Source organism: Beduinella massiliensis (assembly GCF_900199405.1).
GTDB lineage: Bacteria > Bacillota > Clostridia > Christensenellales > Aristaeellaceae > Beduinella > Beduinella massiliensis.
Window position 1 is genome coordinate 1148832 of sequence record NZ_LT963430.1, and the last position, 12631, is coordinate 1161462.

Here is a 12631-nt window from a genome sequence, read left to right on the forward strand (position 1 = left end):
TATGAACCTCAAGCAGCTCGAATACTTCACCGCCATCGCCGAGGCGGGCAGCATCACCGGGGCGGCGGCGCAGCTCCACATCGCCCAACCCCCGCTCAGCCATCAGCTTCGCGCGCTGGAGGAGGAACTAGGGGTGCGGCTCGTGCAGCGCGGCCCGCGAAGGTGCACCCTGACCGAGGCGGGCAGGCACTTGTACGAGCGGGCGCGGCAGATTCTGGAGCTGACGGAGACGACGCGCGGCGAGCTTTGCACGCTTGCGGGAGAAAGCGGTCCGGAGCTTCGCATCGGGATGATCTCCTCCTCCGGCGGGCTGCTCATGCGCGGGGGCATGCGCCGCTTTATCGAGGAGAGCCCGGACGTCCGTTTTAAGATCTATGAGCAGAACACGTTCGGCGTCATGGAGCTGCTGCGTCAGGGGCTGGTCGACGTGGGCGTCGTGCGCACGCCGTTTGCGCGCGAGGGGCTTTCCGTCGTCGCCTTCGAGGAGGAGCCCATGATCGCCGCGTGGCTCGCCGCGGAGGATTTTGGCATCCCCGCGGGCGAGACGGTGACGCTGCTGGACGCACAGCGGTGGCCGCTCACGATCTACCGGCGGTTTGAGCGCCTGCTGGAGGAGACGAGCCGGGCGGAGGGCGCGCTGCTCAATGTGCGCTGCTACAGCGACGACGCGCGCACGGCCCTGCAATGGGCGCATGCGGGGCTGGGGGTGGCGGTCGTCCCGCGCTGCGCGCTTTCGCTGGTCGACAGCACGGATATCAAAAGCCGCCCGTTTGCGGAGGCGGCGCTCAGAACCCAGATTTGCGTGGTCTGGCCTCAGGAGCGCGCGCCTTCGCGCGTGGCGGCGGAATTTATCGCGGCGCTGACGCGGCCGCAGGGTCATGCGGCGGGGTAAAGCGCGCCGCAGAGCAGGAGCAGAAACAGGAGCAAGCCGAAGTTGACGGCGGAAAAGAACAGAAGGTAGCGCCCGGTCTGCCGTTCCGTCCTTCGCAGGTAGAATTTCAGGGAAATCAGGCTGGCGAGCGAGGCGATGGGCGTGCCGAGCCCGCCGATGTTGACACCGCGCAGCAGCGCCGCCGCGTCCTCGGTGAACGGAGCGAGCAGGATGGCGGCCGGTACGTTGCTGACGACCTGCGAGCAGAGCGCGGAAACGGTCGTCTCGCGCCCGGCCATGGCCCCGGAAAGCGCCTGCGACACGGCGGGCACGCGCCCCACGTTGCCCACGAACACGAAAAAGCAGACAAACGTCATCAGCAGCGCGTAATCCACCCCGAAAAGCGCCTGCCGGTCGAACAGCAGCGTCAGCAGGGCGACGGCGGCGAAACAGGCGGCTACCGGCAGGAGCTTGAGCACGCAGAGCAGACAGAGCGCGAAGAGGGCGCCGTGAAACAAAAGAAGCTTTCGGTTCAGAGGCGTCTCTTCCCCGCCCTGCGAAAACGACACGCGGCGGTCGGGCACGAGGAGACAGAGAAGAGCGCACGACAGCAGGCTCAAAAGGGCCAGCGGCAGCACGGTGCGGAAGAACTCGCTCGCGCGCAGGCTGTAACGCGTATAAAGAAAGAGGTTTTGCGGGTTGCCGATGGGCGTGGCCATGCTGCCCAGGTTCGCGGCGACCGTCTCCAGGACGACGGCGCGCAGCAGGCAGCGCTCACCGGAAAAGGAGAGCAAAAGCAGCGTCAGCGGCACGAATGTGATGAGCGCTACGTCGTTCGTGACCAGCATGCTGGAAAAGAAGCACGCAAGCACCAGCATCAGACAAAGGCCGCGCGTGCCGCGCGCGCGTTTCACGATGCGCCCGGCCAGGGCGCGGAACGCTCCGCAGCGCTGAAGGCCGGAGACGACGGTCATCAGGCAAAAGAGCATCATCAGGACGTTCAGATCGACGTAACCTGCGTAGAGCGCGTCCGGGGGCGTGATGAACAGGGAGAGCAGGGCGAGCGAGAGCGCGATCGCCAAGACTGCCTCGCGTCGAAAAAAAGCGGCGACTTTCTGCATGGACGATAAATCCCTCTTTTGCGTTGCGCCGGCGGCGCTATTTTTTTGCCATCGCGGCCTTATACCGTCCTGGCGGCATCTGCGTGTGCTTTTTGAAGCAGCGGATGAAGTTTGCATAGTCGTTGAAGCCCGAAAGCGTGCAGGCTTCCGATACGCTGCGCCCGTCGCACAGCAGCGATTTGGCCAGCGCGATGCGCTTTAAGATGATGTAGTTCTGCAAGGAACAGTGGGTTTCTTCCTTGAAACGGCGGCTGAGGTACGATTTGTTGAGAAAGAAGTGCCCCGCGATTTCGTCGAGCGTGAGCGCGCGGGTAAGGTTCTGATTGATGTACTGCATTACGCCCTGTGAGAGCTCCGGCATCGTGCTGCGCCCTTCGTAGGTGGAGGCGCTGAAGGCATGGTTGATGAGCACCAGCATCTGCACGAGGTAGGTGAACGCGAGCACGTCGCCGCCGTAGTCCGAGGAAGCGAGGGCGGTGTGCAGCTGGTCCGTGAGGGAGAGGTAGTCGTCCAGCGCGCGCCCTTTGAGGCAGAGGATGTTGCCCTCGGCGTTGAGGTCGCGCGAAAAGCAGGCGAGCAGGTCCGTTTCCTGCGTGCAGACGCTGCGCACCAACTCGGGCTGAAAGTGGGTAGCGACGCGCTCGTAAGGTTCGCCGCCGGAGACGACGTAGCGGTGGAGCTGAAAGCTGTTGAGCACGATCAGGTTGCCGCGGACGAGGTGAAACTTTCGATCCTCCACGTAAAAGTCGGCGTCTCCGCCGAGAAAGAGGTGACATTCGTAGACGTCGTGCATGTGGTAGGCGATGGACTGCCCGCCCGCCGTCAGCATGTGGTGGCTGCGGATGGGCTCCGTAAAGCGCTCCAGCTGCGGCGCGGACGCGCGGGCAGAGAGGGTGGCGCGGATATCCATGTGCAACCCTCCTTTGCTTTGCTCCATTATACCATGAAAAACAGACAAAGAAAGTAAAGAGATGCAATATTTCAATAAAACAATGCAAGGAATTCTGCGCGCTTTTGCGTTAAGATGAGGCTGTATCAGCCGAGCGCGCGCGGCCCGAGGCGCGCGCCGCAGCTTTCGCGCACGACGAGGGAAGCCTCCCGAATCTGCGAAAAGACGATGGGCTCGCCGCCCTGCGCACCGATCAGCTCCTGAATGGCGCTGCGGCCGTGGTCGGCGGGGTGCAGATCCACCGTGGTGAGCGGCGGATCGGTATAGGGCGTGAAGAACTGGTTGTCGCATCCGATGAGGGCCATGTCCTCCGGCACGCGAAGGCCCATGCGCCGAAGCTGGCGCAGCGCCCCCAGCGCGACCAGGTCGTTGATCGCGATCAGCGCGGTCGGCCACTGCTCCTTGGGCAGGCGGGAGAGCAGCTTGAGCACGCCCAGCTCGCCGTCTTCCGGGGCGTAGCCCGCCTCGTGGCGGTATTCGCTGACGACCGAAAGGCCCAGGCGCGCCATTTCGCAAAGAAAGCTTCGCTCGCGCTCGCCGGAGGAGCGCACCTCGTGCGAACCGCCCAGAAAGGCGATGCGCCGGTGGCCCAGGCCGTACAGGTGGCTCAGGCTCAGCCGCACGCTGGAGGAGAGGTCGCTGCTGATGGTGATACAGTGCAGCCCCTCGATGGGCGGACAGATTGTGACGATGGGCATGGCGCTTTGCAGGCGCGACAGCTCGCGCACGACGCCCTCGCTCGGCGCGCCCTCGACGATGCCGCCTACCAGCAGCGCGCCGTCGAGCCGCTGCTCGATCAGCCGGTCGACGAGGCCGTCCGGGATGCCTGCGCCCAGGGGCGTATAGTACGTTACCAGCGCGTAGCCGCCGCGCGAGGCCTCCTGCGTCGCCGCGTCGAACAGCTCCGCATAATAGGGATGGCCGACGCTGGGGATGACGATGCCCAGCAGGCGCGACTTGCGCTGATACAGCCCGCGGGCGATGGAACTGGGGCGGTAGTTTCGCCGTAACATGACCTCGGTCACGCGCTCCTTCGTTCTGGCGCTGACCCCCTTCGCCCCGCTCAGCACGCGGGAAACGGTAGCGATGGATACGCCCGCTTCCTGCGCGATGTCGTAAATGGTCGCCTGTTCGCCTGCCATAATGACCGCCTCCTTCTTGCGTGTACCCGTACCGAAAGGGCGGCGGATGCATCCTGCCCCTTCTCTTTTGTGGGGAAACCAATACGCTATATAGAGTATATCACAATCCGTAAGCGCTTACAATGGCGCGCTGAAAGTTTTGTCATTTTAAAAAACTTAGGCAACCGAAAAACAGAAAAATAGCCAGCTTTTAAAATTTTTTATAGAAATTGAGGAAAATTTGCAGCACATACTTGACATGGAATGGGACAATGCCTATAATTCTATCAGATCGAGAAACGATAATTGCTTTTGATAAAATAGTAAGGGCTTACAGAAATTCCGGATTTTGACGCAAATGGCAAAGGTTTTGCGCAGGAGGAACCAAGGCGCCTGCGGGCAGTGCGGAAAGCAAAAAAAACCGCTCGAAGGCGGTCTGAATGCGTGGCGAAGGCCTGTCATAAAACCTTTACGTTTTGTGCCCAACGGATGGGAGCATCCGTGAAATAATAATAGGAGGAACTCAACCATGAAAAAGCTTCTTGCTCTGCTCATGTCCCTGATGATGGTGGCATCTCTGGTGCCTTCCATGGTGCTGGCGGACGACACCGTCACCCTGAAGGTCACCTGCTGGGACGTGGCGACGACCCCGTACTACGAGGCGATCAAGACCGGCTATGAGGCCGCGAACCCGAACGTGAAGATCGAGTGGATCGACATCGCTTCGCAGGACTACAACACCAAGGTTTCCACGATGCTGTCCGGCGGCGACGATTCGGACATCATGATCGTCAAGGAACTGTCCGACCTGCAGAACTGGCTCAACGCCGGCTTCGCGGTCAACCTCGACGAGAAGATCGCTTCTACCGGCTACGACATGACCAAGTATGCCGGCATGGACAAGTGCTACACGGATCCGGCGACGGGCGCCTACTACGCGCTGCCGTTCCGCGCGGACTTCTGGGTCATGTTCTACAACAAGAACCTCTTCGACGAGGCTGGCGTCGCCTATCCCACCAACGACATGACGTGGGACGAGTACGCTGAGCTCGCCAAGAAGATGACCGACGCCGACAAGGGCAACTACGGCACGCACTACCACACCTGGCTTTCCGCGGTCGCGAACTGGGCGGTGTGCGACGGCGTGAACACGCTGGCCGACGGCGACTACGAAGACCTCAAGTACTTCTACAACCTGTACATGGATCTGGAAGACGCGGGCGCCTGCATGCCTTACGACGAAGTGAAGGCTGCCAACCTGCACTACTCCGGCGCCTTCGCCAAGGGCAACATCGCCATGCTGCCCATGGGCTACTGGTACGTCTCCACGCTGATCGGCTATCAGAAGGACGGCACCGCGAACTTTGACTTCGGCATCACCGCTGTTCCGCACCTGGACGGCGTGGCCGCCGGTTCTTCCTTCGGTTCCCCGACGGGCGTTGCCATCAACGCCAAGAGCGCGAACCAGGATGCCGCGTGGGACTTCATCTCCTGGCTGTGCTCTGAGGAAGGCGCGAAGGTCGTCGCCGCCACCGGCACCCGCCCCGCTTACGTGAGCGACGCGGTTGCGGAGGTCATGGCTTCCGCCGACGGCTTCCCGCAGGACGACGCCAGCAAGGCCGCGCTGCTGCCGACCAACATCGCGCTCGAGTGGCCGATCGGCGACGGCGTCAGCGAGATCAAGACGATCGTCAACGAAGAGCATACGCTCATCATGTCCCGTGAACTGTCCGTGGACGAGGGCATCCAGGAGATGGAAGACCGCGTCGCGGAAGTGCTGGGCGAGTAATCCGGCATGAAGGGGGAGGGCGAATGTCGTCCCTCCCCCTCTCTTTGCGTCCGTTCGCCTGAAAATGGGTACGCGCGGCGCGCCTATTTTGAGACGAACGGGCCGAAAGGCACCCGTCTTGAACATCCTATCAAAAAGGACAAGGAGGCAAACGAGATGGCACAGAGCGCAGCGCCCAAACAGCACAAGATGAGCAGGCTTGAAAAACGCAACACGTTGATCGCCTATTCATTCCTGGCGCCCAACTTCATCGGATTCCTGGTCTTCACGTTCATTCCGGTCATCTTCTCGATCATCCTCGCCTTCCTGAACTGGAACGGCGGCGCGGTGGATCAGATCACCTTCGCGGGGCTGGATAACTTCCGCACCATCTTCAAGAATTTCAGCTTCACGCGCTCGAACCTCGGCATCGCGCTCAAGAACACGGTGTGCTACACCCTCGCCACCGTGCCGCTGACCATCGCGTTTGCGCTGGGCCTCGCGCTGGTGCTCAACAAGGCGGTCAAGGGCGCGAACTTCTTCCGCGCGGCGTTCTTCTTCCCGTACGTCGCCTCCCTGGTCGCGATCTGCGTGTGCTGGAACTTCCTGCTCATGAAGACCGGCCCCGTCAACCAGATTCTCGGCGCGATCGGCATCAACGTCGGCAAGAGCTGGACGCAGAGCCGCGACCTGGCGATCTGGTCGATCATCATCGTCAGCGTCTGGCGCAACGCGGGCTACTACATGGTCATGTACCTGGCGGGCCTGCAGGGCGTGCCGGGCGAGCTGTACGAGGCCGCTACGATGGACGGCGCGAACGGCTGGCAGAAGTTCTGGAAGGTGACCATGCCGATGCTGACCCCGACCACGTTCTTCGTGTCCATCATGATGGTCATCTCCTGCTTCAAGATTTACGACGTCGTCGCTATCATGACCGAGGGCGGTCCTGGGCGTGCGACGAAGATGCTGGTCACCTACATCTACGAGCTCAGCTTCGGCGGGCCGAACATCGCGACCACCGCGCAGTACGGCGTCGCCAGCGCGGTCTCCATGGTGCTGCTGGCCATCGTGCTGCTGGTCACGTTCGTTCAGTTCCGGGCTGAGAAAAAATGGGTCAATTACATGTAAGAAAGGAGGAAGCTCACATGACTGCTGTAGCTGCCAAGAAAAAGTCTTCCGCTCCGCTGACGGCCGGAAAGGTCGTCGGCCGCATCGTGCTCTACGCGTTCCTGATCTTTTTCCTGATCGTCGCCCTGGTTCCGTTCGTGTGGATGATTTCCTCCTCGCTCAAGACGAGTACGGACGTGTTCACCATCCCCATGCACTGGATTCCCGAAACCTTCCGCTTCGAAAACTACGTGGAAATCTGGCAGAAGGTGCCGCTGCTCACGTACTTTAAGAACACCGCCGTCGTCGCGATTGTCGTCACCTTCATGCAGATTCTGACCTCCTCCTTCGCGGCGTACGCCTTTGCGAAGATGCAGTTCAAGGGACGCGACCTGCTGTTCATGTGCTACATCGGCACCATCGCGGTGCCGTGGCAGGTCTACATGGTGCCGCAGTTCATCATGATGCGCAACATCGGCCTGTACGACACGCTGTGGTCGCTGGTGGTGCTCCAGTCGTTTTCCGCGTTCGGCGTGTTCCTGATGCGCCAGTTCTACCTGGGCATTCCCAACGAGCTGAGCGAGGCGGCCCGTATCGACGGCCTGAGCGAGTACGGCATCTGGGCGCGCATCGTGCTGCCGCTGGCCAAGCCCGCCATCGCGACGCTGTGCATCTTTACGTTCGTCAACACCTGGAACGACTACATGGGCCCCCTGATCTACCTGACCAGCGATCTCAACAAGACCATCCAGGTCGGCCTGCGCCGCTTCATCCAGGCGTACACGGCCGATTACAACCTGATCATGGCCGCGTCGCTGTGCTCCCTGGTCCCGGTCACCGTCGTCTTCCTGTTCCTGCAGCGCTACTTCATCGAGGGTATCGCGACGACCGGCCTGAAGGGCTGATGCCATGTTTGACGAATATCTAAAACTTCATCCTCTGCATGCGCTCCTTGCCTCCCGGGGGGAGCGCATTTCCTTTCCCGCGGCCGCCGACCGGGCGGCGTGGGCGCGCGTCTCGCCGGCTGCGCGAGAAGAGATTCTCGCGGCGGCGGACGCGTTTCTGGGCGCGGGCTATCCGATGCTTACCGCCACGCAGTTCCTCGCCTTTGTGCGCGACGGTTCGCGTCAGGCGTACGAGCGCCCGTACTTCGAGCGCCGGCGCCACCTGCTCTGCTGCGCGCTGGCCGAGTGCCTGACGCGGGAGGGGCGCTACCTGGACGACGTGGTGGACGGCCTCTTCTGTATCTGCGAGGAGACGTTCTGGGGCATCAGCGCGCACAACGGCTCGGATCACCCGGGCATGCGCCCGCAGAAGGAGCGCCCCCTGCCGGACGCGAAGAACCCCTACATCGACCTGTTTGCCGCGCAGACGGCCTCCACGGTCGCGTGGGTCTGCTTTCTGCTTAGGGACGCGCTGGACGGCGTGTCGCCCCTGCTCGTCCGCCGCGCGCAGGACGAGACGGAGCGGCGCATCTTTGAGCCCTTTATGTATAGGGACGACTTCTGGTGGATGGGCATGATCCGCAGCGACGTGAACAACTGGACGCCGTGGATCGTTTCCAACGTCATGGATGCGATGCGCCTTTGGGAGACGGACGACCGTCGGCTGGCCGAGGGGCTTTCGCGCGGACTGCGCATGCTGGACAGCTACCTTCGCGTGATGCCGCCGGACGGCGGGTGCGACGAGGGCGCGGGCTATTGGAACATGGCGGGCGGGGCGCTGCTTTGCTGCCTGGAGCACGTGATGGACGCGACGGGCGGGCGCGTAAGCTTCTTTGACGACGCCCACATTCACGCCATCGGCGCGTTCCCGCTCAGGGCGCACATCGCCGGGCCGTACTACCTGAACTTCGCGGACTGCGACGCGCGGCCCATGCTGGACGGAGAGCGCGTCTACCGCTACGGCGAGTACACGAAGGACGAGGCGCTCAGGGCGCTGGGCGCCCAGATCGCCCATGAGGATCCGCGTGTGCTGCCCGTGGACACGCCGGAAACCTACCGCGTGCTGTGCAAGCTGTTCCGCCCTGTGGGGGAGGCGAAGCCCCCGGAGGCGGAGGCGGACGTGTGCCTGCCGGACCTTCAGGTCTGGGCCGGGCGGCGCGGCGGCCTGTTTGGCGCGATGAAGGGCGGCCACAACGCAGAAAACCACAACCACAACGACGTGGGCGCGTTCCTGCTCTACGTGGACGGAGAACCGGCGGTCGTGGACGTGGGCAACATGGTCTACACGGCGCAGACGTTCGGGCTGGAGCGCTACACGCTCTTCAACACGCGCAGCAAGAACCACAACCTGCCGCTGATCGGAGAATACGAGCAGGCGGCGGGCCGGACGCATTGCGCGCGGGACGTCCGCTTTTTGCAGGGCGGCATGGAGATGGACATCGCGGCCGCCTACCCGGAGGAGGCGGGGGCTTTGCGCCTGCATCGCCGTTGTACCCTTACGGAGGATGCGTTCACGCTGACCGACGCCATGGAGCTGTCGAGCGCGCAGGCCGTCACCTGGGTTTTCATGCTGCGCCAGGAGCCCAGGGTTTCAAAGGACGCCGTGGCCTTCGGAAAGCTCGCGCTCTCGGTTCCGTCGGGCTGCGACATACAATATGAAGAAATCCCCGTGACGGACGCGCGCATGGCGGGAAACTTCCCCGGAAGCTTTTACCGGCTGACCGTCCGTTCGGCGGCCGCGCCGCGTCACGAGGCGTCGTTCACTTTTTCGAGGAGGCCCTGAAGATGGACATTCAAAACAACCCGCTGATTACGCGTTCGGACTTTGAACGCGCTGCGCTTGACATGCTCGCCCCGCTCGAGCCGCTGCTGAGCGAGGGCTGCGCGCGGCTGAACCTGGGCGAGACGGGCGCCGTCTATCCCGCGGACATCGCGGAGATGGAGGCGTTCTCGCGCCCGCTTTGGGCGATCGTGCCCATGCTCGTTTCGAAAAGCCCGGCGGCTGAGCCGCTGTGGAAGCGGTGGCGCGAGGGGCTGAAGAACGGCACCGATCCCGCGCACCCAGAATACTGGGGCGACATCGGCCCCTTCGACCAGCGCATGGTCGAGATGGCGGTCATGGGCATGGCGCTCTGCCTCGTGCCGGAGCGCTTCCTGGGCGATCTGCCCCCGAAGGCGCAGGACGACGTCTGCCGCTGGCTTGGGCAGATCAACGCGCACGACATGCCGAAGAACAACTGGCGCTTCTTCCGCGTGCTGGTGAACTGCGGCTTCATGCTCTGCGGCAGGCCCTACGATCGGGCGCGGCTGGACGAGGACCTCGCCCTGGTGGAAAGCCATTACGAGGGACAGGGCTGGTACTACGATTACGAGACGCAGCGCGACTACTACACGCCCTGGGCGTTTCATTACTACGGGCTGATCTATGCCATCGCGATGAAGGATCGCGACCCCGAGCGCGCGGAGCGCTTTAAGGATCGCGCGCGCCTGTTCGCTCCGCAGTTTGCGGCCTGGTTTTCAGCCGACGGCGCGGCGCTGCCGTTCGGCCGCAGCCTGACCTACCGCTTCGCGCAAAGCGCATTCTTCGCGGCCATGGCCGCCGCGGGCGTGGAGGCGCCGGGGCTTGGTATGGGCGAGATCAAGCACATCCTGCTGCAAAATATGCGCTGGTGGCTGAAGCGGCCGATCTTCACGCGCGACGGCGTGCTGACCATCGGCTACGGTTACCCGAACCTCATCATGGGCGAGGGATACAACGCCTTCGGCTCGGCCTATTGGGCGATGAAGTCGTTCGCCCCGCTGATGCTGCCGGGGGATCATCCTTTCTGGAAAAGCGAGGAGCGGCCCTACACGCCGCCCCGGAAGCTTCTGGAGGAGATGGCGCGCATGCTGATCGTGCGCGACGAGCAAAACCTGCACGTGCAGGCGTTTACCGCGGGGCAGCACTGCAAGGAGCACGCGCACGACGAGGCCAAGTACGAGAAGTTCGTTTACTCCACGGCCTTCGCGTTCAGCGTGCCCAAGAGCGCCAAGCTCTACAAGTGCGGCGCGTTTGACAGCATGCTGGCGGTCAGCGAGGACGGCGTGAGCTACCACGCGCGCTACGGCTGCGATGCTTTCGAGCTGACGGAGACGGAGGTGCGCTCGACCTGGCGTCCGTTTGCGGGCGTCACGGTTTCCACGAGGGTGATCCCGATGGGCGACTGGCACGTGCGCGTGCAGCGCATCGTGACCGACCGGCCGCTGAAGGTGGCGGAGGGTGGCTTCGCCATTCGCCGCGAGGACGGCAGGGTGCGCCCGCAGGAAGAGACGGGGAAGGATTTTGCGGTCGTGAAGGCCCCCTGGGGCGTGAGCGGCGTGCGCGCGCTGCGCGGCTTTGGGGCGGCGCAGGTCACCCAGCCGGAGCCCAACACCAACCTGCTCTACCCGCGCACGCTGCTTCCTTCGCTTGCGGCGGACGTTCCGGCGGGGGAGACGGTGCTGGTGAGCGCCGTGCTCGGCGCGGTGGTCGATGGAGAACAAAAGTGGGCGGACATGCCACAGGAGGTTTTGACGTATGCAGCAGTGGATTGACGAGGCCTGGGAGAAGATCGTCGGAAAGTTTACGGCTTCCAGCGAGCTGGCGGCGCGCATGGAGCTGATCCCCTATAAGAGCGAAAACGGAACCTGGATCGCCTCGCCCTTTGACGGCGACAGCTGGTGGACGAACGGCTTCTGGCCCGCGCTCATGTGGCAGCTCTACGCGGGTACGAAGGACGAACGTTTCCTGCGGGAGGCGCGCCGGGTGGAAAAGCTGCTGCAGAAGGAGCTGATGAGCTTCGAGCTGCTCAACCACGACGTGGGCTTCATGTACTTGCTCTCGTCCGGCGCGGACTATAAGCTGACCGGCAGCGACGAGGCGCGGCGCGATACGCTGCACGCGGCGACGATTCTCGCCGGGCGCTTTAACCCCACGGGCTTTATCCGCGCCTGGGGGCAGAAGGGACGCGAGGGCTGGGCGATCGTGGACTGTATGATGAATTTGGCGCTGCTTTACTGGGCGCACGAGCAGACGGGCGATCCGCGTTTTCTCAAGATCGCGCGCACGCACGCCGACACGACCATGCGCTGCTTTGTGCGGCCCGACGGTTCGTGCAACCACATCGTCATCTTCGACCCGGAGACGGGCGAGATGCTCGACGCGCCGGGCGGCCAGGGCTACTGTGCGGGCTCCTCGTGGTCGCGTGGCCAGTCTTGGGCGCTTTACGGGTTCGTCATCAGCTACCTGCACACGGGAGACGCGCGCTATCTGGATACGGCCAAGCGCGTGGCGCACTACTTCATCTCCAACATCCGCGCGGACGGACTGATCGACTGCGATTTCCGTCAGCCCAAGGAACCGCAAAAGCTCGACAACATCGCCAGCGCCTGCGCTGCCTGCGGCCTGCTGGAGTTGGCGGACTGCGTAGGCGAACACGAGCAGGCGATGTACCGGGACGCCGCCGTGCGCATGCTCCGCGCGCTTTGCGAGAGCTGCGCCGACTGGTCGGATCGGTGCCAGGGCATCCTGACGCGCTGCACCGCCGCCTATCACGAGGACGGCGCGGGGCAGGAGACGAACATCACCTACGGCGATTACTTCTTCGTGGAGGCCATCGCCAAGCTGCGCGGCACCGACCCGATGCTGTGGAAGTAAAATAGCAAGGCCCGCCGCGAGCAAAAGCTCGCGGCGGGCCGCTTGCGTAATCGTGGATGCGAAAAGCGGGATTTC

At 63.3% G+C, this 12631-nt stretch carries 10 protein-coding genes; 7 read left to right on the forward strand and 3 right to left on the reverse strand.

Annotation, left to right across the window (positions count from 1 at the left end):
• Nucleotide 1: 1 nt before the first annotated feature.
• Nucleotides 2–892, forward strand: a complete 891-nt coding sequence (locus tag C1725_RS05835) for a LysR family transcriptional regulator (RefSeq protein ID WP_346026392.1) — start codon at nucleotides 2–4, stop codon at nucleotides 890–892.
• On the opposite strand, the gene C1725_RS05840 is transcribed toward C1725_RS05835, so the two are convergent.
• The 3 genes from C1725_RS05840 to C1725_RS05850 all read right to left on the reverse strand — a co-directional run bounded on the left by C1725_RS05840 (nucleotide 877) and on the right by C1725_RS05850 (nucleotide 4083).
• The gene (locus C1725_RS05840; RefSeq protein WP_102410723.1) at nucleotides 877–1992 is read right to left on the reverse strand and encodes an SLC13 family permease; all 1116 of its coding nucleotides are present in this window, start codon (nucleotides 1990–1992) and stop codon (nucleotides 877–879) included. The two genes, C1725_RS05835 and C1725_RS05840, sit on opposite strands and share 16 nt — an antisense overlap.
• A gap of 37 nt (nucleotides 1993–2029) precedes the next feature.
• Nucleotides 2030–2902, reverse strand: a complete 873-nt coding sequence (locus tag C1725_RS05845) for a helix-turn-helix domain-containing protein (protein WP_346026393.1) — start codon at nucleotides 2900–2902, stop codon at nucleotides 2030–2032.
• Between the two features lie 125 nt (nucleotides 2903–3027).
• The gene (locus C1725_RS05850; protein ID WP_102410724.1) at nucleotides 3028–4083 is read right to left on the reverse strand and encodes a substrate-binding domain-containing protein; all 1056 of its coding nucleotides are present in this window, start codon (nucleotides 4081–4083) and stop codon (nucleotides 3028–3030) included.
• A gap of 508 nt (nucleotides 4084–4591) precedes the next feature.
• On the opposite strand from C1725_RS05850, the gene C1725_RS05855 reads away from it, so the two are divergent.
• From C1725_RS05855 to C1725_RS05880, 6 genes are all read left to right on the forward strand, one after another.
• Complete coding sequence (locus C1725_RS05855; RefSeq protein WP_102410725.1) at nucleotides 4592–5851, forward strand: extracellular solute-binding protein; 1260 nt, start codon at nucleotides 4592–4594, stop codon at nucleotides 5849–5851.
• A 156-nt stretch (nucleotides 5852–6007) separates the two neighbouring features.
• Nucleotides 6008–6958, forward strand: a complete 951-nt coding sequence (locus C1725_RS05860) for a carbohydrate ABC transporter permease (protein WP_346026394.1) — start codon at nucleotides 6008–6010, stop codon at nucleotides 6956–6958.
• A 17-nt stretch (nucleotides 6959–6975) separates the two neighbouring features.
• Nucleotides 6976–7842, forward strand: coding sequence for an ABC transporter permease subunit (locus C1725_RS05865; RefSeq protein WP_102410726.1), 867 nt, complete (start codon nucleotides 6976–6978; stop codon nucleotides 7840–7842).
• 4 nt (nucleotides 7843–7846) lie between these two features.
• Nucleotides 7847–9664, forward strand: coding sequence for a heparinase II/III domain-containing protein (locus tag C1725_RS05870; protein WP_102410727.1), 1818 nt, complete (start codon nucleotides 7847–7849; stop codon nucleotides 9662–9664).
• A gap of 2 nt (nucleotides 9665–9666) precedes the next feature.
• Complete coding sequence (locus C1725_RS05875) at nucleotides 9667–11454, forward strand: DUF2264 domain-containing protein (protein WP_102410728.1); 1788 nt, start codon at nucleotides 9667–9669, stop codon at nucleotides 11452–11454.
• Nucleotides 11438–12556, forward strand: a complete 1119-nt coding sequence (locus C1725_RS05880) for a glycoside hydrolase family 88 protein (protein WP_102410729.1) — start codon at nucleotides 11438–11440, stop codon at nucleotides 12554–12556. The genes C1725_RS05875 and C1725_RS05880 overlap by 17 nt, the downstream gene beginning before the upstream one ends.
• Nucleotides 12557–12631 lie beyond the last annotated feature (75 nt).